The 23,632-nt window shown below is 66.6% G+C and carries 22 protein-coding genes; 6 read left to right on the forward strand and 16 right to left on the reverse strand.

The features are described from left to right. Window positions 1–71: 71 nt before the first annotated feature. Together meaB and A5711_RS17200 are read right to left on the reverse strand one after the other, a co-directional pair. Window positions 72–950: a methylmalonyl Co-A mutase-associated GTPase MeaB gene (gene meaB / locus A5711_RS17195; RefSeq protein ID WP_067948557.1), complete on the reverse strand. Its 879-nt coding sequence runs from the start codon at window positions 948–950 to the stop codon at window positions 72–74. Further along, entirely contained in the window at window positions 951–2,090 is a 1,140-nt protein-coding gene (locus A5711_RS17200; protein ID WP_067948666.1) for a thiolase family protein, read from the reverse strand. It abuts the gene before it with no gap. Between the two features lie 197 nt (window positions 2,091–2,287). On the opposite strand from A5711_RS17200, the gene A5711_RS17205 reads away from it, so the two are divergent. After that, complete coding sequence (locus A5711_RS17205; protein WP_067948558.1) at window positions 2,288–3,157, forward strand: proline iminopeptidase-family hydrolase; 870 nt, start codon at window positions 2,288–2,290, stop codon at window positions 3,155–3,157. 6 nt (window positions 3,158–3,163) lie between these two features. Here A5711_RS17205 and A5711_RS17210 read toward each other — a convergent pair whose 3' ends face one another. The 4 genes from A5711_RS17210 to A5711_RS17225 all read right to left on the reverse strand — a co-directional run bounded on the left by A5711_RS17210 (window position 3,164) and on the right by A5711_RS17225 (window position 7,404). Then, on the reverse strand, window positions 3,164–3,931 hold the full coding sequence (locus A5711_RS17210; RefSeq protein ID WP_067948560.1) for an enoyl-CoA hydratase/isomerase family protein: 768 nt from the start codon (window positions 3,929–3,931) through the stop codon (window positions 3,164–3,166). A gap of 111 nt (window positions 3,932–4,042) precedes the next feature. After that, window positions 4,043–5,131 (reverse strand): acyl-CoA dehydrogenase family protein, encoded by a 1,089-nt coding sequence (locus tag A5711_RS17215; protein ID WP_067948562.1) that lies wholly within the window; start codon window positions 5,129–5,131, stop codon window positions 4,043–4,045. Further along, window positions 5,118–6,023: an acyl-CoA dehydrogenase family protein gene (locus A5711_RS17220; protein ID WP_067948565.1), complete on the reverse strand. Its 906-nt coding sequence runs from the start codon at window positions 6,021–6,023 to the stop codon at window positions 5,118–5,120. Before A5711_RS17220 ends, A5711_RS17215 begins: the two co-directional genes overlap by 14 nt. Then, window positions 6,001–7,404: a class I adenylate-forming enzyme family protein gene (locus tag A5711_RS17225; RefSeq protein WP_067948567.1), complete on the reverse strand. Its 1,404-nt coding sequence runs from the start codon at window positions 7,402–7,404 to the stop codon at window positions 6,001–6,003. The genes A5711_RS17220 and A5711_RS17225 overlap by 23 nt, the downstream gene beginning before the upstream one ends. Before the next feature lie 123 nt (window positions 7,405–7,527). On the opposite strand from A5711_RS17225, the gene A5711_RS17230 reads away from it, so the two are divergent. From A5711_RS17230 to A5711_RS17240, 3 genes are read left to right on the forward strand one after another with little or no spacing between them, the layout of a single operon-like run. Further along, window positions 7,528–7,863, forward strand: a complete 336-nt coding sequence (locus A5711_RS17230) for a 2Fe-2S iron-sulfur cluster-binding protein (RefSeq protein ID WP_067948669.1) — start codon at window positions 7,528–7,530, stop codon at window positions 7,861–7,863. Window positions 7,864–7,884: 21 nt separating this feature from the next. Next, on the forward strand, window positions 7,885–8,199 hold the full coding sequence (locus A5711_RS17235) for a DUF4286 family protein (protein ID WP_067948570.1): 315 nt from the start codon (window positions 7,885–7,887) through the stop codon (window positions 8,197–8,199). A 5-nt stretch (window positions 8,200–8,204) separates the two neighbouring features. Further along, window positions 8,205–9,470: an amidohydrolase family protein gene (locus A5711_RS17240; protein ID WP_067948572.1), complete on the forward strand. Its 1,266-nt coding sequence runs from the start codon at window positions 8,205–8,207 to the stop codon at window positions 9,468–9,470. Window positions 9,471–9,560: 90 nt separating this feature from the next. Here the strand turns inward: A5711_RS17240 and A5711_RS17245 are convergent, their stop codons facing one another. Continuing rightward, complete coding sequence (locus tag A5711_RS17245) at window positions 9,561–10,454, reverse strand: SDR family oxidoreductase (protein WP_067948574.1); 894 nt, start codon at window positions 10,452–10,454, stop codon at window positions 9,561–9,563. A 165-nt stretch (window positions 10,455–10,619) separates the two neighbouring features. Between A5711_RS17245 and A5711_RS17250 the strand changes: the two genes are divergently transcribed. Further along, window positions 10,620–11,525: a LysR family transcriptional regulator gene (locus A5711_RS17250; protein ID WP_067948576.1), complete on the forward strand. Its 906-nt coding sequence runs from the start codon at window positions 10,620–10,622 to the stop codon at window positions 11,523–11,525. A gap of 70 nt (window positions 11,526–11,595) precedes the next feature. Here the strand turns inward: A5711_RS17250 and A5711_RS17255 are convergent, their stop codons facing one another. The 7 genes from A5711_RS17255 to A5711_RS17285 form a co-directional block, all read right to left on the reverse strand. After that, window positions 11,596–12,630, reverse strand: coding sequence for a CaiB/BaiF CoA-transferase family protein (locus tag A5711_RS17255; RefSeq protein WP_082975761.1), 1,035 nt, complete (start codon window positions 12,628–12,630; stop codon window positions 11,596–11,598). Beyond that, window positions 12,627–13,583: an LLM class F420-dependent oxidoreductase gene (locus tag A5711_RS17260; RefSeq protein WP_067948579.1), complete on the reverse strand. Its 957-nt coding sequence runs from the start codon at window positions 13,581–13,583 to the stop codon at window positions 12,627–12,629. Before A5711_RS17260 ends, A5711_RS17255 begins: the two co-directional genes overlap by 4 nt. Further along, complete coding sequence (locus A5711_RS17265; protein WP_067948580.1) at window positions 13,568–13,993, reverse strand: cobalamin-dependent protein; 426 nt, start codon at window positions 13,991–13,993, stop codon at window positions 13,568–13,570. The genes A5711_RS17260 and A5711_RS17265 overlap by 16 nt, the downstream gene beginning before the upstream one ends. After that, window positions 13,993–15,570: a methylmalonyl-CoA mutase family protein gene (locus A5711_RS17270; protein ID WP_067948582.1), complete on the reverse strand. Its 1,578-nt coding sequence runs from the start codon at window positions 15,568–15,570 to the stop codon at window positions 13,993–13,995. The genes A5711_RS17265 and A5711_RS17270 overlap by 1 nt, the downstream gene beginning before the upstream one ends. Window positions 15,571–15,655: 85 nt before the next feature. Continuing rightward, window positions 15,656–16,468: a methyltransferase domain-containing protein gene (locus A5711_RS17275; RefSeq protein ID WP_067948584.1), complete on the reverse strand. Its 813-nt coding sequence runs from the start codon at window positions 16,466–16,468 to the stop codon at window positions 15,656–15,658. 55 nt (window positions 16,469–16,523) lie between these two features. After that, on the reverse strand, window positions 16,524–17,210 hold the full coding sequence (locus tag A5711_RS17280) for a M15 family metallopeptidase (RefSeq protein WP_067948586.1): 687 nt from the start codon (window positions 17,208–17,210) through the stop codon (window positions 16,524–16,526). A gap of 42 nt (window positions 17,211–17,252) precedes the next feature. Then, the gene (locus A5711_RS17285; RefSeq protein ID WP_369806099.1) at window positions 17,253–17,837 is read right to left on the reverse strand and encodes a TetR family transcriptional regulator; all 585 of its coding nucleotides are present in this window, start codon (window positions 17,835–17,837) and stop codon (window positions 17,253–17,255) included. A 76-nt stretch (window positions 17,838–17,913) separates the two neighbouring features. On the opposite strand from A5711_RS17285, the gene A5711_RS17290 reads away from it, so the two are divergent. Then, window positions 17,914–19,620, forward strand: a complete 1,707-nt coding sequence (locus A5711_RS17290; protein WP_067948590.1) for a CocE/NonD family hydrolase — start codon at window positions 17,914–17,916, stop codon at window positions 19,618–19,620. Between the two features lie 185 nt (window positions 19,621–19,805). Here the strand turns inward: A5711_RS17290 and A5711_RS17295 are convergent, their stop codons facing one another. Further along, on the reverse strand, window positions 19,806–22,352 hold the full coding sequence (locus A5711_RS17295; RefSeq protein WP_067948592.1) for an excinuclease ABC subunit UvrA: 2,547 nt from the start codon (window positions 22,350–22,352) through the stop codon (window positions 19,806–19,808). Between the two features lie 498 nt (window positions 22,353–22,850). Continuing rightward, window positions 22,851–23,534, reverse strand: a complete 684-nt coding sequence (locus A5711_RS17300) for a TetR/AcrR family transcriptional regulator (protein WP_067948594.1) — start codon at window positions 23,532–23,534, stop codon at window positions 22,851–22,853. Window positions 23,535–23,632 lie beyond the last annotated feature (98 nt).

Genomic DNA, 23,632 nt, shown 5'->3' on the forward strand with positions numbered 1-23,632 from the left:
CCGGACCTCCGCCGATCGGCCCGCAAAGGGGATGAATCCCGGTTCCCCCAATCGGGGGACAAGAAGGATTGTCAGTCCTGCGAACCGTCGGTCGGTGACAGCAACTGCTCGGCCGCCGAGTAGGGGTCCTGGTCGCCGTCGACGACCGTTTCGGCCAGTCGGTCGAGATCCGGCCGGCTCCGCAACCGGGTTTGCGCCAGCGACAGGATCTGCGCGCGGGCGCGGGCCAGTCGGCGGGCACGACTGTCGGCGCGGTGGTGGGCCTCGATGGCCGCCATCAACTCCGCAATGCCCTCGCCGCGAGCGGCGATGAGGCTGACGATCGGGGCATCAGTCTCCTCCCGCAGATCCCGCACGGTCCGCTCGGCACCTTCGCGGTCGGCCTTGTTGACCACCACGATGTCGGCGACTTCGAGCACCCCCGCCTTCGCGGCCTGAATCGCGTCGCCCGCACCGGGATTGAGGATGACGACGGTGGGGTCGGCGACCGCGGCAATCTCGATCTCGGATTGCCCCACCCCCACGGTCTCCAGCAGGACGACCTGGTAACCGATCGCCCCCAGCAGCCGGATGGCCGCGGGGACCGCGGCGGCCAGCCCCCCGACATGACCGCGTGTCGCGACCGACCTGATCAACACGTCGGAGTCGTTGATGTGCGCGGCCATTCGTATCCGGTCGCCCAACAGAGCACCACCGCTGAACGGCGACGACGGGTCCACCGCCAACACCGCCACCCGGTCCCCCCGCTCGCGGTATGCGCCGACCAGCGCGGCGATCGTCGTGGACTTGCCCGCACCCGGCGGCCCGGTGATGCCGATAACGCTCACCGATGCGGGTCCGATGCCGGCCAGCACCTCGTCGCGGCGCTCGCCCTCGACGAGAGAAAGTAGCCGACCCACCGCGCGCGGAGATCCGTTGCGCGCGCCGGCGATCAAGTCGGCGATCTCCATTTAGGGAGCGGGGACCTCGATGACGGTGGCAGACCCCATGCCGCCGCCCGCGCACATGGCCGCGACCGCGATTCCGCCACCACGGCTACGCAATTCGTGGATCAGCGTGACGATCATCCTGGCTCCCGTCGCCGCCACCGGATGGCCCAGCGAGCATCCGCTGCCGCTGACATTGACCTTGTCCGGGTCCAGATCGAGCAGCTTGACAGTGGCCACGCACATTGCGGCAAAGGCCTCGTTGATCTCGAACAGGTCCACATCCGAGACCGAAAGGCCAGCGCGGGCAAGAGCTTTCGGGATAGCCTCCACCGGCGCCAAACCTGTGATCGCCGGGTCCACCCCGACCGACGCCCAGGACCGCACCATGGCGAGCGCCGGTAACCCGAGCTCGTCGCTCGCGATCGTCAACACCGCCGCGCCGTCGTTGGCGCCGCAGGCATTCCCGGCGGTGATGGAAAAGCCCTCGATTTCGGGATGCAGCGGCTTGAGCGCGGCCAGCTTTTCCATGGTGGTGTCCCGGCGCGGGTGTTCGTCGACGGCGAACAGGCCGTGCGGCGTTTCGATCGGGACGATCTCTTCTTTGAAGCGCCCCTCGTCGATCGCGGCGATGGCATTGCGGTGCGACCGCAGCGCCCACGCATCCATCTCTTCGCGGCTCACGCCGGCTTTGACCGCGGCGTTCCAGCCGACCGTGATCGACATGTCGAGGTTCGGCGCCTCGGGACTGTCCGGATGGGTCGGGGGAAACCAGTCGGCCCATTCACCGTCCACCTGCATCCGGGCTCGTGGGGACGTGGAGGCGGAGTTCACACCGCCGGCGATGACGAGCCGATCCATCCCGGCACGCACGCTTGCCGCCGCGCTCTGCACCGCCGCCTGCCCGGCCGCGCAGTGGCGATTGTTCGCGAGACCCGGCACCTGGGTCAGGCCGGCCGTGATGGCCGCATGCCGTGCGATCACGCCGCCGCCGTAGAGCCCCTCCCCCAGGATCACGTCGTCAACCTGCGCCGGGTCCAGGTCCTGCACCGCTTCGGAGACCACGTGGTGCGCGAGGTCAAAGGCGCTGGTGTCGCGCAACGTGCCCTTGCGGGCGGTGCCAATGGGAGTGCGACGGGCGGACACGATGACGGCTTCGGGCACGGTCTTCTCCACTTCGGCGAGAGCGTGGCGAGTGCTCGAGAGCCCCCGCAGCTTATGAGAACACTATTCTCTCATTGCGAGAGTCAGCGTTGCAAGCAGCTCTGGACTCGCGATCAGAGACAAAATCGCATATACCGGCATCGCAGGATGCGGTTTTGCGTCTGCTCGCGAGCGGAACCCGGGAGGCATCGTCGGCAATGGAGGGAACGATCGCGGTCCCGGGCGGCAGCGCGTGGTTCAAGCGTGTCGGTGGTGGAGCGGGGCTTCCCCTGCTAGTGGTGCACGGCGGTCCCGGCCTGCCCCACACCTATCTGCGTTCGCTGGAGCGGTTGGCCGACGAGCGCGAAGTCATCTACTGGGATCAGCTTGGGTGCGGCAAGTCCGAGCGCCCGTCGAACCCCGAACTGTGGACCATGCAACGGTCGGTGGCCGAAATGGATGCCGTCGTAGCGGGCCTCGGCCTCAACCGTTTCCACATCTTCGGCAACTCGTGGGGCGGGATGATGGCGCAGCAGTACGCGCTCGACGTGCCGTCGGGGGCGGCCACTCTCACCATTTCGAACAGCATCGCGTCCATACCGCAGTTCTCGGAGATGGTGGCCCGGTTGAAGGCCGAGCTCGATCCGGCGGTCCAGTCCGCGATCGACCGCCACGAAGCCGCCGGAACGACGTACACGGCCGAATATCAGAATGCCATCCGCACCTGGAACGAAACCTATCTCTGCCGTGTACGTCCCTGGCCCCCAGAGCTTTTGGAAGCCTTCGCCAACATGGGAACCGACATCTTCAAGACGATGTTCGGGCCGAGTGACTTTCACATCGTCGGGACGATCCGCGACTGGGACGTGTTCGACCGATTGCCGGAGATCACTCTGCCCACCCTCGTTCTTGCCGGCAGGTTCGACGAATGCGTGCCCGAACACATGTGGGACATGCACCGGCGCATCGCCGGCTCACGGTTCGAGTTCTTTGAGGAGAGCGCTCACATGCCCTTCATCGAGGAGCCGGCCAAGTTCGACTCCGTCATGCGTGACTTTCTGCGGCAACATGACTCGCCGCAAGCGTGACCGCGATCAGTTCTTGCCCGCCGCCAGCTTGGTGACGATCGACCGGAAGTCTTCGGTGAGGAACGACTGGCTCTCGGCGGAGAGCGCGTAGTCGAGGCTGGCCAACACCGCCCGCTCCAGATGGATATTGAGCACCCGCTTGGTGCTTTCGACCGCCTGCTGGGGCAGCTCCAAAATCTTTTTGGCGCAGGCGATCGCGTCCGCAACGGGGTCGGCCGCCACGTGGTTGGCCAGGCCGAGCTCCACTGCGCGCTGCGCGCTGATGCGGGTGCCCGTCAACGCGAACTCCTTGGCCAGCAGCAGGCTGATGTGCAACGGCCAGGTTAGCGGGCCGCCGTCAGCGGCCACCAGCCCCACCTGAACGTGTGGATCCGCGAGGTAGGCCTCTTCGGCGATGTAGACGATGTCGCTCAGTGCCACCAGGCTGCAGCCCAGCCCGACGGCCGGGCCGTTGACCGCGGCCACCACGGGAATTCGGCACCGTGCCATGCCCAAGACGATCTCGCGCCCGTCCCGAATTGTCTTGGCGCGCAGCTCGGCATCGGTCGACAGCTCCTTGAGATACGAGAAATCACCACCGGCCGAGAACGCCCTGCCGGCCCCGGTGATCACCGCCGCGCGAGCCGCGGGGTCGTCGGTCAATCGCTGCCACAGTCTGGCGAGCCCGACGTGCAGATCGTCGTTCACCGAATTGAGCGACTCCGGCCGGTTCAAGGTGATGATCCGCAGCGGGCCGTCGGCTTGGACGTCGATTTCGGCAGGCATGTCGTACATGTCAGGCTCCTTCTCTGGTCGTGACCCGCTTCACCCGGGCTTCGCCCGCGCTCGCGATCACTCCTTCTCTGGTCGTGACCCGCTTCACCCGGGCTTCGCCCGCGCCCGCGATCACTCCGACAATCCCAAGATGCGTGAAGCGATGATGTTTTTTTGTATCTGCGATGTCCCGCCCATCACGCTCTGCGCGCGGCTGTACAGATAGGCGCTGAGCAGGTCCGCATCGCGGGTGCCGGTGACCGCCAGCGCGGCATGGCCGACGGATTGCTCGACCCAGGTCATCAGCAGCTTGTCGAGCGACCCTTCGGGCCCGTGCGAGAGCCCGTCGAGCTGCTCCGACAACCGCCGCCGGACATGATGGGTCAGCATCTCCGACTGCACCGCAGCCCAGGCGAGCTCCTCGGGAGCCGGGCCATCGGTGCGGGCGTACAGGCTTCGCACCAGCTTGCCGTACCGGGCGGCGTAACCGAGCGTGGACGGCTCGCGCTCGTGCCCGACCACGGTCATGGCGACCGCCCACCCGTCACCGGGCGCGCCGACCATCCTGTCGGCCGGCACCTGGGCGCCGTCGAAGAACACCTGACCGAATTCGTTGGTCACCCCGTTGATCATGCGCAGTGGGCGCTGTTGCACGCCAGGTTGTTTCATCTCCAGTACGAACGCCGACAGGCCGCGGTGGCGTTTGGCCTCTGGGTCGGTGCGGGCCAGCAGAAGGCACCAGTCCGCGACGTCGGAGTAGCTGGTCCAGATCTTGTGCCCGTTCACCACATAGGTGTCTCCTTCGAGCCGAGCGGTGGTGGTGAGCGAGGCCAGGTCGGAGCCGGCGCCCGGTTCACTGAAACCCTGACACCAGCGCTCGGTGCCGTTGATGATGCCGGGCAGGAACCGTTGTCGCACTTCGTCGTTGGCATGACGGCCGATCCCGTAAATCAGGTAGCCGACGCTTGGCCGTGGCGGGGCGCCGGCCCGAGCGAGTTCCTCGTCAACGATGACGTCATATACGGGCGGCAACTCCTGTCCGCCGTATTCGCGCGGGAACGACAACCCGAAGAAGCCCTCCCGGTACAGGGCCTGGTGCCATTCCGCCTGCCGGGCCCAATACTCGTCGCCGGATCCGGAGAACTCCTTGGCGTGCACGGAAAGCCAGGACCTGAGCCGCTCCCGGAAGGCGGCTTCGTCTGGCGAGTCACGAAAGTCCAAGATCGATCTCCTTCAAGGCGACGGGCCACAGCTCGGTCGACGTCAGGGCACGGCGCAGGTAGACGTGCACCAGGCAGTCCCAGGTGTTGCCGATGCCACCGTGCACCTGAATCGCTGTCTCGCAAACGGTTCTCGCGGCGCGCGCACAGTAGACCTTGGCGACCTGCGCCGCGCGGACGGCTTCGGCGGGCGGCAGCTCGTCGACGGCCCACGCGGCGTGCCGCGACACGCTGATCGAACCTTCAATCAGCGCAAGGCTTTCGGCGAGCAGGTGGGCGACCGCCTGATAGGAGCCGATCTGCTTGCCGTATTGCTCTCGGATTTTGGCGTAGTCGCACGCGACCGCATGGGCGCCCCGCGCGACGCCCACCAGGTCCGCCGTTGTGGTAACCAGCGCGAGCGCCCGCCATTGCTCCGCCACGCCGGCGGAGACGTCGCCCAGTGTCGCCGCCGTTTCCGCGATTGTGGCATCGGCCCGCGTCAAATCCGCGCCGCCGGTCAAGTCCCGCACATCGGCGGCGAGGACCCGCCCGCCCGAAAGGCTCAGGGCCCGCCGGGCGCCGCGCGCGTCGACGGCGCGATCGTCGACCGCGATCGTCGCGCCGGCCCTGTCGGCGTCGACGCGGCGGGCGAGATCATCGGCGAGCACCGGGCCGAGAAAAGGTGTGTCGACCAGCCGGCGTCCGAATTCCTCAGCGACGATGGCGACTTCGACACCCGACGCCCCGTCCGACCGCAGCGACCGCCAGCCGGTCCCGACGAGTTGCTTGTCCAGGCGCGCAATGCGGCTCTGGTCGTCGAGGTCCTGGACCGCCGAGGGCCCAAGGTCGTCGGCCAGCTTGGCGGCGGCGTCGCGCAATTGCTGTTGTTCAGCTGTCAGACGTACATCCATAGCGCTCCTTTAGGACTCGGCGCAATACCTTGCCCGACGGCAGGCGCGGAATATCGGGCACGAACACCACCCGGCTCAGGTGTTTGTAGGAAGCCAGCCGTTGGTCGACCCGGGCCGTGAGTTCGGCGGCGTCGACTGGCGCGCATGTCGCGACCGCCGCCACGATCGCTTCCCCGTTGATTCCGTCGGGTACGCCGAACACCGCGCAGTCTTTGACGGCAGGATGGCCGTGCAGCACCGTCTCGATTTCGGCGGGCGCAACCTGAAAGCCGCGCACCTTGATCATTTCTTTGAGGCGGTCGGTGATTCGCAGCCAGCCTGCGGTGTCGATCCACCCGACGTCGCCGGTCCGGTACCAGCCATCGCGAATAACCTCGGCGGTCGCTTCGGCCGGTAGGTAGCCGGACATCAGCGACGAAGACCGGGCCTGAATCTCGCCGATCTCACCGGCGGAGACCGGTTCGCCCGTCTCGGGCGAGACCACCCGCAGGTCGACGCCCGGCACTGGCCGCCCGACAGCGTCCAACCGGGCGCCCTCGATCGGATTGCACGCGATGACAGGCAATTCCGTGGTCCCATAAGCCGGCACCCAGCCGACGCCGGTGCGGCGGGTCACGGCCTCCGCGACGTCGGCACTGACCGGGGTCGCCCCCCACATGATGTAGCGCAGTGAGGACAGGTCGTAGGACTCGAGCCTGGGATGTGAGGCGATGGCCAGCGCGATGGGCGCGACCGCCATTTCGATTGTGATGCGGTCGCTTTCGATGTGATGCAGCATCCGGTCGATGTCGAACCGGGGATGTAGCCGCACGCGGGCGCCGGTGCGCAGCGCCGTGAGAACGTTCAGCAGTCCCAGGATGTGCGACAGCGGCGTGGCGATTTGGATCCGGTCGCGTGGCGTCAGCCGCAACGCTTCGCGCCAGTGCCGCACGGCCTCTCCCAGCGCCGCGTGGGTGTGCCGGACCGCCTTGGGCAGGCCGGTGGTGCCGGAGCTGAAGACCAGCACGGCGTCCGACGGTGGCGGTGGCTGCCCGGCCAATGGCTCCCCCGCTGCGACCGGCTCGTCGAGGTGCAGCATCGGCATCATGCCGGCCAACACCGGATGATCCCCGACGGCATGGGCTGGTTCCGTCAGTCCCAGTGCGTGATCGACCTCGTCACGCTTCCATGCCGGGCTGATGAGTACCGCCGTCGCCCCCAGCCGCCAAATCCCAAGCACAGCGGCGACGAATTCCGGCCGGTTGGACGCCATCAGCGCGACCCGCTGACCGGCTGTGACACCACTCTTGGCCAGGTTCGCGGCCCAGCCGTCGGCCAGCGCGTCGAGCTGGGGCAGGCTCAGTCGCCGGTCTTCGAACACGACCGCGGCCGGCTCGGGCACGTCCCGTCCTTCCCTGACAGGCCGGGCTGACCTGACATCCGCGCACACTTGAGAAGATCCTATCGCTCTGTGAGAATAGTATTCTCTATAGTGAAGAATGCAAGTACGGGAGGGGCGGTGACGATGACAGTCACCCGAAGCATCGAGGAGACCCCACGGGTGACAGATCCGTCAAACGGCTCCGGGGCGGGAACGGTGACCATCCACATGGACCGCAAGAAGGTCTCGGTGCCGCTGGTCCCCGGCGAGACGCTCCTGCAGAGCGCGCGGCGGGCCGGACTGGAGCCGCCGTTCAGTTGCGAGGCGGGCAACTGCGGCACGTGCATGGCCAAGCTCGAAGAGGGCCACGCGACCATGCGGGTCAACGACGCTCTCGACGATGACGAGGTCGCCGAGGGCTACATTCTGACGTGCCAGGGCGTGCCTGACACGGATTCGGTCACGGTGCGCTACGAGTAGCGCCCGAAGAAAGGTGGCGACATGGCCAAGGGAATCATGTACGTCGAGAGCCGGCCCAGTTCGCCTGAGCGCGAACAGGAATACAACACCTGGTACGACGAAGTACACATACCCGAACTGCTCGCGCTCGACGGAATCGTCGCGGCTCGCCGGCTGCGCCCGATCGACGGGCAGGGCCCCTATGTCGCCATCTACGAACTCGAAGGCGATGATTTGCGAACGATCTTGGACAACATGGTTGCCAACGCCGGGCAACTGAACATGTCCGACGCCCTGCAGCTGGATCCCGCGCCCATCCCGAAACTGTTCGAGACGACGAGCGAGCGGAGCCGCTAAGCCTCATGCACGTCGATGACCTGATCCTGGTGAGTATCGACGACCATGTGGTCGAGCCGCCGGACATGTTCCTGCGCCACGTCCCCGCCAAGTACAAGGCGGAGGCCCCCATCGTCGTGACCGACGACAAGGGCGTCGATCAGTGGATGTACCAGGGCAGGCCGCAGGGCGTGAGCGGGCTCAACGCCGTGGTGTCGTGGCCGCCCGACGAATGGGGCCGCGACCCGGCCGGTTTCGCCGAAATGCGCCCGGGCGTCTACGACGTCCACGAACGCGTCCGGGATATGAACCGCAACGGCATCCTGGCCTCGATGTGCTTCCCCACCTTCACCGGCTTCTCCGCGCGTCACCTCAACATGCACCGCGAGGAGGCGACCCTGGTGATGGTCTCGGCATACAACGACTGGCACATCGACGAGTGGGCCGGCTCTTACCCGGATCGATTCATTCCGATCGCCATCCTGCCGACATGGAACCCCGAGGCGATGTGCGCCGAAATCCGCCGGGTGGCGGCCAAGGGCTGCCGGGCGGTGACCATGCCGGAACTGCCGCACCTGGAAGGACTTCCGAGCTATCACGACGACGAGTACTGGGGACCGGTGTTCCGCACGCTGTCCGAGCAGAACGTGGTGATGTGCCTGCACATCGGCACCGGATTCGGGGCGATCAGCATGGCCCCCGACGCGCCGATCGACAACCTGATCATCCTGGCCACCCAGGTCTCGGCGATGTGCGCGCAGGACCTGCTGTGGGGACCCGCCATGCACAATTACCCCGACCTGAAGTTCGCATTCTCCGAGGGTGGCATCGGCTGGATCCCTTTCTATCTGGACCGCAGCGATCGCCACTACACGAATCAGAAATGGCTGCGCCGCGACTTCGGGAACAAGCTGCCCAGCGAGGTCTTCCGCGAACACTCGCTGGCCTGTTATGTCACCGACAAGACTTCGCTGAGGCTGCGGCACGAGATCGGCATCGACATCATCGCCTGGGAATGCGACTACCCGCACTCGGACTGCTTCTGGCCGGACGCACCCGAAAAGGTACTGGCCGAGCTGAATGCCGCCGGTGCCGACGACTCCGACATCAACAAGATCACCTGGGGCAACGCCTGCCGGTTCTTCAGTTGGGACCCGTTCGCGCGAACACCCCGCAACGGGGCCACCGTGAAAGCGTTGCGCGCCAATGCGGTTGACGTCGACGTGTCCATCCGGTCGCGCGCCGAATGGGCGCGGCGCTATAAGGAGAGGCAACTCGCGGGGCTGCGGTAGCGTTTGCTGGTCCGCGAACTGCTGCCGCCGAGTGTGCGGCTGGCTTCACATTCGGCAACGAGTGTGCGGCTAGCTTCACACTCGCGCGGATCACTCACCGAAGTAATGGCCGGCATCGAGATCCTCGAGCAGTCCGGCGTGCTCGGGCTGCCAGTCGAGCACCTTCCGCGTCAGGGCACTTGACGTCGGGTTGTCCAAGGCCGCGAACAGCGCGAGAAAGCCAAAGTGACCGGCGTCTTCGGCGGGAATACTCACCGCAGGCACATCGAGATGGCGGCCGATCACGGCGGCGATGTCGCGGAACGGCACGCCTTCGTCGGCCACCCCGTGCAAACGCGTTCCCGCGGGCGCCTTTTCGAGCGCCAACCGGTAAAGGTGCGCGGCATCGAGCGTATGGACCGCGGGCCAGCGGTTCGCCCCGTCACCGATGTAGGCGGACATGCCCGTGCCGCGGGCGGTGTTGATCAGGTGCGAGGCGAAGCCGTGACGGTCCAGCTCGCTGTGCACCAACGGGGAGAGCCGGACGACAGAGGATCGCACCCCGCTTTCGGCCAGCGCGATCACCGCGTTCTCCGAGTCGATTCGCGGCCCGCCGGGCAGCGTGTCCTGTTCGGTGCCAAAACCGTCGTGCGCCGACAGTGAGAGCAGCAGGGTCCCCGACGTACTGACGAAGGGCCGGTCGGATCCGGTGAGCGCCTCTCCGATGGCCTGCACCGCGCGCAGGTCGGTCTCCGCGGCGCCAAGGAAGTCGTCGAAATCGTGTTTGAACGCGAGGTGGATGACGCCGTCGGATGCTGCGGCCGCGGAACGCAAACCGTCGAGGTCGTCGAGGTCGCCCCGGTGCACTCTCGCGCCTTTCGCAGCGATTGACGCAGCCGCTTCGTCCGAGCGGGCCAGTCCGGTGACGTCATGCCCGGCCTTCAGCAGTTCGTCGAGGACGGCCGAGCCGATGTGTCCGCTCGCACCGGTCACAAAGACATGCATGATGATCCCTTCACTTGCTGAGATTTAGCGATTCCAAGTCAACGGCCGCCGCGCACCCACTGTCCAAGACCTGTTTCACATCACGCGATGCCAGATCGGCATCACCGCATTTCAGCGGCGGATTTGGGGAGGCAGGGCGGTCGACGGTGTAGTTACACTGAGCACATGACCGAATCGGCATCGCCGGTGATCGATCTCGATCTGCGCCTGGTCGGATACTTCGTCGTGGTCGCCGAACACCGACACTTCGGCCGAGCCGCCAGCGCGCTGCGGGTCGCGCAACCATCGTTGAGCCGGCAGATCCGCCGCCTCGAGCAGCAACTCGGGGTTCGTCTGTTGGACCGCACGCCCCAAGGCACCCGCCTCACGGAGGCGGGCGAGGTGTTCCTGCCGCGGGCCAAGGCCCTGCTGCGTTCGGCCACGCAAGCCGCTGCGCAGGCCCGGGCCGCCGCCCAGCCCACCCGCATCGCGGTCGGATACACGACCGGCATGATCGTCACCCCGGCGGTCCGCGAGATGCGTCGCGAACACCCCGACGCGGAAGTGCAAGTCTCGCACCTGAATTGGGGCGAGGCTCTGGAGGCATTGCTCAGGCATCGCGTGGACGCGGTGGTCACCCGGCTACCGTTTCCGACCGATGGGCTGCACGTGACGATCCTCTACGACGAGCCCCGCGTGCTGGCGTTGTCCGTCGACCACCGCCTTGCGGGCCGGGATTTCGTGACGCTCGAGGACATCGCCGACGAGCCCATGCCGCGCGTGCGGAACTCCGACCCGGCCTGGAGCGCTTATTGGCGGATCGATCCCCGGCCCGATGGTCGCCGCGCACCCGACGGACCGTTCATCGACGCACTCGAGGACAAGTTCGAAGTCATCGCATCCGGGCAAGCGGTGGCCATCACGGCCGGTTTCCACGGCACCGCCCTGCGGCCCGACATCACGACGGTGCCGCTGAAAGGCATCGAGCCGTGCCACGTCGTTTTGGCGACCCGAGCCGGGGACCGCAGCCGGTTGGTGGCGGCCTTCCGCAAGCTCGCCGAGGCGCATCTCAGGGGCCCGGTCCGGCCCTGACTGAGCCGCCAACGTGCGGCTAGCTTCACACTCGACCTCGAGCGTGCGGACAGCTTCACGCTCGGCGGATTCAGCCGTCGGTCAGCTCCGGCGGTGGCCGATATTCGGGCTGGTAACCCGAAACGTGGATCGGACTCCCGACCAGGCGGAAATCGCCTGCGGTCACCACGATTTCGGGCGTCGCTTCGAGCGCCTCGGGCAGCGTCCTGACCGCGGCCGCCGGTACCCCCAACGGACGCAGCCTACGTTCCCAATCGGCGGCGGTGTCCGTCGCCAGCATCGCGGTGACCACCGCGAGCACCTCGTCGCGGCGGGACACCCGTTCGGCCATCGTCTCGAAGCCGCCGATACCCGCCTCGGTCGCGAACGACTTCCAGAAGCCGTCGTGCGTGATGAACAGCGCCAGATAGCCGTCGGCGGTCGGAAATAGTTGCGCCGGAACGTAATACGAATGAGCGCCGTACGGCCGTCGCTGTGGTTCGACACCCTCGTTGAGGTACGCGGAGGCGTGGTAGTTGAGCTGCGACAGCATGACGTCGCGCAGCGAGACGTCGACCTGCCCACCGGTACCGGAGACGATCTTGGCCAACAGCCCCAGGGCCGCACACATTCCGGTGGAGTTGTCTGCCGACGAGTAACCGGGCAGCGTCGGCGGGCCATCCGGGTCGCCGGTCAGTGCGGCGATCCCGAAACCCGCCTGCACCACGTAGTCGAAGGCCGGATCGTCGCCGCCATGTAGGCCGAACCCGGTGATCGCCACACAGACGATCCGCTCGTTGTGGCCGCGCAGCTGCTCATAGGTCAGGCCCAGCCGGCGGATCGCCGACGGCTTCAAGTTCACCAGCAGCGCATGGGATTTCGCTACCAGTTCACGAAGCCGTTGCTGTCCCGCGTCGGTATTCAGGTCCAGACAGATGCTGGCCTTGTTGCGGTTGAGGCTGGCGAAGTAGGTGGGCCCCACCCCGCGCGAGATCTCGCCGCCGCGCGGCTCGATCTTGGTGACATCGGCGCCCAGGTCGGCGAGCAACATGGTTGCGTACGGGCCGGCCAGCATGGTGCCCACCTCGAGGATGCGTATCCCCTCGAGCGGCCCAACGGAGGTCACCGCAGTTCCGTTGCGAGCGAGGCGATCATCTCGCGCGTACGGCGCTTGGAGGCGATGAGCTCCTCGCGGTTGGCGCCGATCGGCAGCAGCCGCACCGACAGGTCGGTCACACCCGCGTCGGCGAAGCGGCGCATCCGGGCCAGGATGGCGCCCTCGTCGCCGGCCGCGCACAGATCGCCGACATCGCGGGCGTCGCCACGTTCGAGCAGGCGCTGATAGTTGGGCGACACCTCGGCCTCGCCCAAGATGCGGTTGGCCCGCTCCTTGGCCTCGTCGACTTGTCCAGGCGCACAAAGGCATACCGGGATGCCCGCGACGATCCGCGGCGCGGGGCGTCCGGCATCCGCGGCGGCCTTGGTGATCTTGGGTGCGATGTGGTCACCGATGGCCCGCTCGTCGGCCATCCACAACACGGTGCCGTCGGCGAGTTCACCGGCGATCTGCAGCATCACCGGCCCCAACGCGGCAATCAGAACCGGCATCGGGGTATCGGCCCCGATCGCCAGTGGATTGTGCACCGTGAACGAATCATTCTCGACGTCGACCGGTCCCGGCCCGGCGATCGCGGCGTTGAGCACCTGCAGGTAGTCGCGGGTGTAGGCGGCCGGCTTCTCATACGGCAGTCCGAGCATGTCCCGGATGATCCAGTGGTGCGATGGTCCGACGCCCAGCGCCAGCCGTCCACCGGCCACGGCGTGCGTCGAGAGCGCTTGGCGGGCAAGGGCGATCGGATGCTGGGCCTGCAACGGCACCACCGCGGTGCCCAGCTCGATGCGCGAGCTGTGCGCGGCCATCAGCGACACCATGGTCAGGCAGTCGAAGTCGTCGGGCACCTGCGGCATCCACGCGGTGTCCAGTCCGGCGGATTCGGCCCATTCGATGTCCGAGGCCAGCTTGTCCACCTTGCGGGCCATGCCGCCGCGCTCGGCGCCGATCATCACTCCGACGCGCACTGGTCCTCCACAACGGGTTCGGGGGTGCCGGTCAATGCGCGGATCTCGCGCACCAGGACGTCTAGCGATGTCCCGGTGGGGAACACCGCGGCCGCCCCGGTGGACAGCAGCTTGGGCACGTCGGCGTGCGGGATCGTTCCCCCGACCACGACCGCGATGTCCGCGGCGTCGGCGGCACGCAGTGCCTCGATGGTGCGCGCGGTGAGCGCCAGGTGAGCACCGGACAGGATGCTCAGGCCCACAACGGCCACATCCTCCTGGACGGCGATCGAGGCGATGTCCTCGATGCGTTGCCGGATCCCGGTGTAAATCACCTCGAAACCGGCATCCCTCAGCGTGCGCGCGACGATCTTGGCGCCGCGGTCGTGTCCGTCCAGCCCGGGCTTGGCGACCAGGATCCGGGCGGCCACTAGAACACCACCGGTTGCTGGAATTCGCCCCACACCGCCTTGAGCGCGGAGACCATTTCACCGACCGTGCAGTATGCGTTGGCGCAGTCGACCAGCCTGTGCATCAGATTGTCGTCTCCTTCGGCGGCGCGTGAAAGTGCCGCGAGACTGGATTTGACAGCGGCCGAATCCCTTTCGGCCTTCACTTTGGAGAGTCGCTTGAGCTGAAGATCGCGGCCCTCCGCGTCCAGTTCGTACGTCACGACATCCGGTTCCGGCTCCTCGGTCACGAACCGGTTGACCCCGACGACGGGCCGGGCACCAGACTCGATGTCCTGATGGACCCGATAGGCCTCGTCGGCGATCAGGCCCTGCAGGTAGCCGTCCTCGATGGCATGAACCATTCCGCCGTGCCGCTCCAGGTCATCCATGATCTCGATGATGCGGGCCTCGGTGGCATCGGTCAGCGCCTCGACGAAGTAGGAGCCGCCGAGCGGGTCCGCGACGCTGGCCACGCCGGTCTCGTGCGCCAGGATCTGCTGGGTGCGCAGCGCCAGCGTCGTGGTTTCCTCGGTGGGCAGGGCGAACGGCTCGTCCCAGGCCGCGGTGAACATCGACTGGACCCCGCCCAGCACCGCGGCCATCGCCTCGTAGGCCACCCGAACGATGTTGTTGCGGGCCTGCGGCGCGTACAGCGATGCGCCCCCACAGACGCAGCCGAAGCGGAACATGGCCGCCTTGTCCGTCGTCGCCCCGTAGCGCTCCTTCACTATGGTGGCCCAACGGCGCCGCCCCGCACGATATTTGGCGATCTCCTCGAAGAAATCGCCGTGGGTGTAGAAGAAGAATGAAATCTGCGGCGCGAACTGGTCGATCGTCATGCGGCCGCGCTCGACCACGGTGTCGCAGTAGGTCACCCCGTCGGCCAGGGTGAACGCCATCTCTTGCACCGCGTTGGCCCCCGCGTCGCGGAAGTGCGCCCCCGCCACCGAAATCGCGTTAAACCTCGGCACCTCGGCGGCGCAGAACTCGATGGTGTCGGCGATCAGGCGCAGGGACGGCTCCGGCGGCCAGATCCAGGTCCCGCGCGAGGCGTACTCCTTGAGGATGTCGTTCTGAATGGTCCCGGTGAGCTTGGCCCGCGGTATTCCTTTTTTCTCGGCGGCGGCGACGTAGAACGCCAGCAGGATCGCTGCCGTTCCGTTGATGGTCATGCTGGTGCTGAGCTTGTCCAGCGGGATGTTGTCGAACAGGATCTCGAAGTCGGCCAGGGTGTCGACCGCGACGCCGACTCGGCCCACCTCCTCGCCGAACTCGGGATCGTCGGAGTCATACCCGCACTGGGTGGGCAGGTCGAGCGCCACCGACAGCCCGGTCCCGCCCTGCTCCAACAGGTAGCGGTAACGGCGATTGGATTCCTCGGCGGTGCCGAACCCCGAGTATTGGCGGAAGGTCCAAAGCTTGCCCCGGTAGCCGGACGCGAAGTTACCCCGGGTGAAGGGAAACTCCCCCGGCTGCGGAGGCTCCGCGCTGACGTCCGCCGGCTCATAGACCGGCTGCAACGGAATACCTGACGGAGTGTGGGCCGTATTATCCATCGGTGAATAACGTACTTGCAAAAAAAGAGAATGCCAATACCGCATAGTTGACCTGGCCAAACATGCGTACTTGGTCCTCGATCGGCTACACCCGGCAGAGGATTTCGCCGTGCGGGATGGCGATCCAGCCGTCCGGCGCCGCGGCCCATTCCCGCCACGCCGCGGAGATCTCTTCGAGTTGCGCGGTCGTCGCCAGGCCCAGATCGAGCAGGTCTCGCGCGACCCGCGAGTGCAGTATCCGGTCGGCCCACATGCCGCCCCACCATTCGCGCGTCGCCGGCGTCGCGTAGCACCACAGGCTGCCCGTCGGCGTCACGTCGGCGAAACCCGCCTGCTGGGCCCAGGACAGCAACCGCCGCCCCGCATCGGGTTCGCCGCCGTTCGCGCGAGCGGCCCGCTCGTAGAGCTCGCGCCACAGCTCCAGCGCAGGCAACTGCGGGAACCAGACGAAGCCCGCGTAGTCGGCATCCCGGGCCGCCACGACGCCCCCGGGTGCGCACACCCGTTTCATCTCCCGCAGTGCCCCCGCCGGGTCAGCGACGTGTTGCAGCACCTGGTGCGCGTGCACGATGTCGAATGCGCCGTCCGGAAAGTTCAGCCGGTGCACGTCGGCGGTCGCGAACGACACGTTCACCAGGCCACGCTGCTCGGCCTCCGCTCGGGCGACGCCGAGCACGTCGGCCGACTGGTCGACGGCCGTCACCAGTCCCGGTGCGACACGGGCGGCCAGGTCAGCGGTGATCGTCCCGGGCCCGCATCCGATATCCAGTACCGACGAGCCGGACTTCAGGTGGGGCAGCAGGTAGGCCGCCGAATCTTCCGCGGTCCGCCGCTGGTGACTGCGGAGCACCGATTCGTGGTGCCCGTGCGTGTAGGTGGTCCCGCGTTCGTCCGTCATGCCTGAAGCGTATCCGTGAATCCATACTTTGAAATGGATATCTCAATATATGAGATCAGTCCACCGGCACGTTGAGGATCGGACGGTCGACCGCGGCACCGGGGCCATCGAAGTGCCACCACTCCCCGGAGTAGGGGGCGAGCCCGCCGTACTTCATGGCGTCCCGCAGCGCGGCCCGGTTCGCCTGGGCGTCGGCGCTGATCCCTTGGGTTGCGAAAGCGTTTGCGCGCGAGGAGAAATCGTCGAAGTCGGTGCCCATGTCCGCCAAGCAGAGCCCCCCGGCGTGCAGCCCGGACGCGCACGGCTGCTGCGTCGTCGTCAACGTCACGTCCACTGAGCGCCCCGACTCGTGACTGTGCGCATACTGCCCGGGCCGGGCGACCCACGCCGGGTTGGGCACGACGTTGAACATCTTGACCTGGACGTCGTGGGGCCGGTAGCAGTCCCAGAACACGAGCAGGTGCCCCTGCGGGCGCAGTGCCGTCGCGGCCGTCGCCAGTCCGGACGCCATCGACTGGTGCACCAGGCATCGGGCGTCGGAGGGGTACAGCTGCGTGTGGGTGAAGTTGTTAGTGGTCGCGTAGCGCAGGTCGATGATGGCGTCGGGGACCGCGGTGCGGACGTCGACGAACCCGGCGGCGCGAGCCGCATCACTTACCGCCGGGACATCTGGACTCGCCTGGGCGGTTCCGATCCCGGAGACCGCGACCGCTAACGCAAGGGCGGGGCGCAAGTGACGCATCCGATCATTGTCGCGGCTGGCCGCGCCGGGTCGCGTTAACTGCTAGGAGATGTCGCCCTCGACATAGCGTTGCAGGTTCGGCGCCATCGCCGCCACCACCTCATCCTCGGGCATCGACGCGATCGGCTCCATCTTCCAGACGTAGCGCAACAGTGCGAAGCCGATCAGCTGGGTGGCGATCAAACCACTGCGCCGCAGTCGTTCGTCCTCGTCGGCGCCCAGGGTGGAACCGCCGATCAGTCCGCGTTCGACGATCAGCCGCAGTTTGTCTCGGGTCTTGTCCTCGTGGGCGGCGGTCAACACCACCGCCCGCAGGATCGGCCCGACCTCCTCGTCGGTCCACGTGTCCAACACGGTGCGGATCAGTTGCCGACCCAGGTCGGCCTTGGGCGTCGCCCACGTCGCTGCCACCGCATCCAGCCATTTCTGTGGCGGCGTGGTGGCCGCATCGAGCAGGCCCTCCTTGGAGCCGAAATAGTGATAGATCAGCGCCGGGTCGACGTCCGCGCTACGGGCGACGGCACGAATGGCCGTGCCGGCCCAGCCATGTTCGGCGAATTCGTCGCGGGCCGCGGCCAGAATGCGCGCCGCCAGCACGCCGCGCTCGTCGCGCGGGCCGGGGGTGATCGATCGCTGCGCCACCGTCCCACCATACCCGAAGTTTCACCTTGCGTTGAGACTAGTTTCAACGTAGCGTGAAACTATGACCACCCTCAATGGCCCGCAGACCACCGGCCGGGAATACCGGAACCTCAGCGAGCCGCGGTACGCGTCGCGCACCGACATCAACACCGCGATCAGAATGCGAGACGGCGCAACGCTTTTGGCCGACGTTCACCGGCCCGACGCCGACGGCCGCTTCCCGGCGCTGTTGGCCGCCTCGCCGTATCCGCGCCAGATGCAGGACCTCGGCGCCCCGGCGGGTTTCATCGAGGCCGGCAAAACGGACTTCTGGGTGCCGCGCGGCTACATCCACGTCATCGCCAACCTACGCGGCACCTGCGGCTCCGAGGGCACGTTCAATTTCTTCGATGCACAGGAACGCCGGGACGTGCACGACCTGGTGGAGTGGACCGCCGCTCAGCCGTGGTGCGACGGAAACGTTGGCATGATCGGCATCAGTTATTTCGCGATGACCCAACTGGAGGCCGCCGTCGAGCGGCCGCCGCATCTCAAAGCGATCTTTCCCCTCGCCGTGACGAGCGACCTGTACGAGGGCGCCAACCACCACGGGCTGTTGAGTTCATCGTTCATTACCCCGTTTCTCGCCATGATGGGCCTGACCTCCGACCGCAGCGACAAGCTGTGGCGCAGCAAGCCAGTCGGGTTGGCACGGCGCGTCCTCAACACTCCGGGCGTCCACAAGAAATTCGAGACCATGAACGGCGAGGCAGCGGTAACCATGCTGCGCCAATTGCTCAGGCTGCCACACAATCCGCACCCATGGGACGAACTATGGCAGGAGGCGGTGGTCAAGCACCCGACGCGGGACGAGTGGTGGGAGGAACGAAACCTGTTGCCACTGCTCAAGAAAATCGATATCCCGGTCTACTTGGGGTGTGATTGGCAGAACGTGCCACTACACCTGCCATCGACCTTCGCCGCTTGGAACGCGTTGTCGGACACCACGTGTGTGCGGATGGTGATGCTCGGCGAGTACGGGCTGACCTGGCCGTGGGAAAGCATGCACACCGAGGCGTTGGCCTGGTATGACCACTGGTTGAAGGGGCGCGACACCGGGATCACCGACGGGCCGCCGGTCCGCTACTTCCTGCCGGGCGCCGACGAGTGGCATACCGCCGACTCCTGGCCGCCGAAGGCATTGCATCGGGAGTTGGCCCTGCGCGCCGACGGTGGTTTGGACGCCGACGAGGGCGAGCCGGGCGTTCGCGAATTCATGGTGCTGGGGTCGGGCCTTGGCCGCGTCAAGCCCAGCGAGATCGATCCGCCGTCGCTGCTGGTGTGGACCAGCGCGCCGCTGAGCATGGACGTCGATGTAGTCGGCGATATCGAGCTGCGGCTGGTGGCCTCGGCGACGGCGATGGACACCGCGTGGATTGCGACCCTGCAGGATGTGGCACCCGACGGGGAAACGAGCGACGTGACCGCGGGCTGGTTGCGCGCCAGCCTGCGCGAGGTCGACGACGCGGCCAGCCGGCCCGGCGCGCCGGTCCTACCCTGCCGCAACCCGCAAGCGGTGCCCCCGGGAGAGGATGTCGAGTATCGAATCCCGTTGGTTCCCAACGCCCGCCGGTTCAAGGCGGGCCACCGCATTCGGCTGACGCTGACCAGCGACGACCAAGACCCCTCGACGCCGGCAATCATGAACTTCCGGCATGCCAGCGTCGGCACGTCCAGCCTGAACACCGTGCGCTCGTCGTCGCGGCTGTTGCTTCCCGTGCTCGGGTAGCTTCAGGTCTAGATTTCACCGGGACATAACTGGTGAGTCCGCCATCTACGACGAACTGCGCCCCGGTGGCGTATGCCGACTCGTCGCTGACCAAGAGCACAGCCAGGCGACCGTAACGTCTACTTCGAGCGAATGGCGCGACGAGGCTTTGTCACGAGTGGTTTTGCCAAGACCGACGAGATTTCTCATCGAATTACAGGAAGCGCCAACCGTTTAGCCAAATATGGCGCGGTTCGGCTGTGTTTCGCACGTGCAACCGCTTCGGGCGTACCCGCCGCGACAACTCGACCGCCGTCGCTGCCGGCTCCGGGCCCTAGGTCGATTACCCAGTCGGCACCCGCGACCATCCGCATGTCGTGTTCGGCCACCACCACGGTATTGCCCGCGTCGACCAGGCGGTGCAGTTGGCGATCGAGCAGATCCACATCTGCGGGGTGCAGCCCGGTGGTCGGCTCGTCGAGGACGTAGAGGGAATGCCCTCGGCGCGGCCGCTGGAGTTCGGAGGCAAGCTTGATGCGCTGCGCCTCACCACCTGACAGCTCAGTCGCGGGCTGTCCGAGACGGAGATAGCCAAGTCCGACCTCTCGCAACGTGGACAGGCTCCGCGCCGCCTTCGTCACGTCGGCAAGAAAGTCCGAGGCCTCATCGACGGTCATCGCGAGCACGTCGGCGATCGTGCGGCCGCGGTACCGTACCTCGAGTGTCTCGTCGGAGTAACGCGCTCCCTGACACGCCGGGCATGTGGCGTATGTGCCCGGCAGAAACAACAATTCGACCGAGACGAACCCCTCGCCCTGGCAGGTTGGGCAGCGACCTTCGGACACGTTGAACGAAAACCGGCCCGCTGTCCAACCGCGGCGACGGGCCTTCGGAGTCGCGGCGAATTCTTGGCGCACGGCGTCGAACAAGCCGGTATAGGTCGCCAATGTCGAGCGCGGCGTGCGCCCGATTGGGCGCTGGTCGACGGATACCAACCGATTGATCTTCTCGACGCCTTCGACCGTCACGCCGACGCTCGCGTCGCGATCGAGATCGACTACCTCGGAGTCGGTTTCGTCGTCATCGGCATGGGCCGGCTCGGCTGCGCGCCCCGTGCCGAGGTGGCTGTTCACAACGTCGCCGAGGACCTTGACGACGAGCGTCGACTTGCCTGAGCCGGACACCCCGGTGACCGCGGTGTACACACCCAGTGGCAGGTCCACATCAAGGTCGCGCAAATTGTGGAAGCAGATCCCGCGCAGCCGCAACTGCCCGGACTGGGTCCGGGGTTGACGAGGCGGTGGGCTGGCCCCGTCGAAAAGGTACCGGCGAGTGACCGATTTCTCGATGTCGGCGAGGCCCGGCACCGGGCCGCTGTAGAGCACACTGCCGCCAAGCTCCCCGGCCCCGGGTCCGACGTCGACGATCCAATCGGCACGGCGTACCACGTCCATGTCGTGCTCGACTACGAATAAGGAATTGCCCGCGCGCCGTAGGCGATCGAGTACGTCGAGTAGCGGTTCGGCGTCGGCCGGGTGCAGTCCCGCCGACGGCTCGTCGAGCACATAAAGCACGCCGAACAAGCCGGCGCGCAGCTGGGTGGCCAGCCGCAACCTCTGCAATTCGCCGGGTGACACTGTCGGGGTGCGGCGACTAAGCGTGAGATAGCCAAGGCCGAGATCGAGGAGTACCTGCACGCGGGCGACGAGGTCGGCGGCGATCATCGTCGCCACTTCCGTCAGTTCACCGGATTCCGTTGACTCGTACGCGGCGGCGGCATCCTTCCGAGAAGCCGTCGGGCGCAGGGCGTCAGCAAGCTCGGCCAACGGCATCCCCGCGTAGTCGGCGATGGTGCGCCCGGCGAATGTCACCCTCAGCGCCTCCGGCCGCAGCCCAGATCCGTCGCACAGTGGGCATTCGACGCTGTCGACGAATTGCAGCACGCGGCGACGCATCATCGCGCTATGGGAGTTGGCCAACGTGTGGCGGACGTGGCGTTCGGCGCTGGAGAACGTCCCGTTGTAGTAGTAGTCGGCCTGCACGGGATGCTGGCGCGGGTCGATTTCGACGGTGGGCTGCTCATCGGTGAACAGGATCCAATTGCGCTGACGCTTGGGAAGTTTTCGCCACGGTTTGTCGATGTCGTACCCCAGCGTGACCAGAATGTCGCGTAGGTTTTGGCCCTGCCACGCGCCCGGCCACGCGGCGACGGCGCCTTCGCGGATGGTCAGCGAAGGGTCCGGTACCAGTGTCTCTTCGGTCACCCGATGGATTCGCCCCAACCCGTGGCATTCGGGGCACGCCCCCACCGCCGTGTTCGGGGAGAACGCATCGGAGTCCAGTCGTTCCGTGGTCCCCGGCGGGTACGTTCCCGCGCGGGAGAACAACATCCTCAGCAGGTTCGACAGGGTGGTGACGGTGCCGACCGTCGACCTCGACGTCGCCGAACCGCGGCGCTGCTGCAATGCGACGGCGGGCGGTAGGCCGGTGATGTCATCTACCTTCGGCGCGCCGGCTGGCAGCAGCAGGCGACGGGCGTAAGGGGCGACCGATTCGAAATAGCGGCGCTGGGCCTCGGCATAGATGGTCCCGAAGGCCAACGACGATTTTCCGGATCCGGAGATCCCGGTGAACGCGACCAGCGCGTCGCGGGGCGCTACGACGTCGACACCACGCAGATTGTGGACTCGCGTCCCGTAGACGCGCACACATGAGTCGATTTCTTCCGTGCGCAGGTCGGGCTTCGCTGTCATCGTGTTCACAGGAATACCCGTGCTGGCGCCGCGCAAGCATGATGTTTGCTGCTCGCCCTCGCAGCGCCCCTATATTGCTACGGCGGCCGCGTAGACCGAGACTGTGGCGCTTGCCTAGTTCTTCAAGGAGACCCGTCTCCGCAGAGGGGACGCCAGTGCCGCCGCGGCCACGCTGGTCAGCGCCGCCACCGAAGGCTTGGGTGACCAGCGCAGAGCAGACATCGCCCACCGGATCGGCTTGTCGAGCTGCGGATCCGAGCCGTTGTGGTTCGTGACCCGTGTGAGTAACCCGAGAACTCGGGGTCAATCCGAAAATCCGCCACCCGTCGTGACCGTGCGGATGTCAGACGCTTGTGGGGGTCCCACCGCAATCCGTTGAACCTCTTGAACCAGAACGTGATTCGAAAGCCCGGCGAAGGCGATCGCGGGGTCGCGGGGCCACGAGAGACCGTTCTGATAGCTCCTCTCGAGGTTGAGGGAGCGGCCGACAATTATCTGTCACGCCAATCTGACTGATCCGCGAGCGCTGGAAGCCAGTTGGCTGGCGTGCGTGAGAGCGGTTAGTGCATCGATGTCGCGGGTCAGCTGGCGGTAGAGGACGGCCGGTCCAAGCCATCTGCCCACAAGACTGCGGAGTGCCAGTGGGTTGAGTGGCCGCTCGGGAGGATCGAGCAGAATCGACTGGAGTGTGCGTACAGCGAGTTCGATGAGGTCGTCCATCGCAGCGTGGTCGAAGCCATGGGCGGCCCAGTCGACGTCATATCGTCGGAACATTTCTCGTCCGAGACCAAATGCCGCACCGGCGGTGAAGGAGGCCGACGTGCCACCCGGTAGCCGTGAATGTAGGACGCGCGCCATCAGCGGGTCGTCGGCGAACTCCTCGGCCGCGAATGCTACGCCCTCGACGACGGCAGCCGCCGGATTTGTCCACCCACGCAGGTGATCGGCTAAACGATCGAGAAAGCCGTTAGCCGAACGCATTTGGCTGCCGACCACAAGCGCTTCAGCCCCGGGAAAGTAACGGTAGATGGTCTGGCGGCTTACTCCCAGAACGCGGGCCAAGTCGCTGACGCGGATAGCCGATCCACCTTCGGCGACCAAGGAGTCAACCGCGTCCAGAATCCTGTTGACGGCTTCCTCATCGGAGGCCGGCGTGTGGCCCGACCATCCATGGCTACGCAAGGTTAAGGCCCATCATCGTGCTCCAGTTCGGTGTGACGTGACAACCTATCGCTAAAAGTATTGCGAGCTGGGGCCAGGGTCAACGATATCTTGTCGCT

It is taken from the genome of Mycobacterium sp. E2238 (genome assembly GCF_001672665.1).
In the GTDB taxonomy this organism is placed as follows: Bacteria; Actinomycetota; Actinomycetes; order Mycobacteriales; family Mycobacteriaceae; genus Mycobacterium.

Excerpts from the sequence above, each read along its gene's own strand:
- A5711_RS17245 (WP_067948574.1), bottom strand. The coding sequence starts at position 10,454 with ATGCATGTCTTTGTGACCGGTGCGAGCGGACACATCGGCTCGGCCGTC.
- A5711_RS17210 (WP_067948560.1), bottom strand. The coding sequence starts at position 3,931 with ATGTACGACATGCCTGCCGAAATCGACGTCCAAGCCGACGGCCCGCTG.
- A5711_RS17295 (WP_067948592.1), bottom strand. The coding sequence starts at position 22,352 with ATGACAGCGAAGCCCGACCTGCGCACGGAAGAAATCGACTCATGTGTG.
- A5711_RS17230 (WP_067948669.1), top strand. The coding sequence starts at position 7,528 with ATGACAGTCACCCGAAGCATCGAGGAGACCCCACGGGTGACAGATCCG.
- A5711_RS17280 (WP_067948586.1), bottom strand. The coding sequence starts at position 17,210 with ATGCGTCACTTGCGCCCCGCCCTTGCGTTAGCGGTCGCGGTCTCCGGG.
- A5711_RS17240 (WP_067948572.1), top strand. The coding sequence starts at position 8,205 with ATGCACGTCGATGACCTGATCCTGGTGAGTATCGACGACCATGTGGTC.
- A5711_RS17275 (WP_067948584.1), bottom strand. The coding sequence starts at position 16,468 with ATGACGGACGAACGCGGGACCACCTACACGCACGGGCACCACGAATCG.
- A5711_RS17250 (WP_067948576.1), top strand. The coding sequence starts at position 10,620 with ATGACCGAATCGGCATCGCCGGTGATCGATCTCGATCTGCGCCTGGTC.
- A5711_RS17270 (WP_067948582.1), bottom strand. The coding sequence starts at position 15,570 with ATGGATAATACGGCCCACACTCCGTCAGGTATTCCGTTGCAGCCGGTC.
- A5711_RS17235 (WP_067948570.1), top strand. The coding sequence starts at position 7,885 with ATGGCCAAGGGAATCATGTACGTCGAGAGCCGGCCCAGTTCGCCTGAG.
- A5711_RS17220 (WP_067948565.1), bottom strand. The coding sequence starts at position 6,023 with ATGGATGTACGTCTGACAGCTGAACAACAGCAATTGCGCGACGCCGCC.
- A5711_RS17290 (WP_067948590.1), top strand. The coding sequence starts at position 17,914 with ATGACCACCCTCAATGGCCCGCAGACCACCGGCCGGGAATACCGGAAC.
- meaB (WP_067948557.1), bottom strand. The coding sequence starts at position 950 with ATGGAGATCGCCGACTTGATCGCCGGCGCGCGCAACGGATCTCCGCGC.
- A5711_RS17205 (WP_067948558.1), top strand. The coding sequence starts at position 2,288 with ATGGAGGGAACGATCGCGGTCCCGGGCGGCAGCGCGTGGTTCAAGCGT.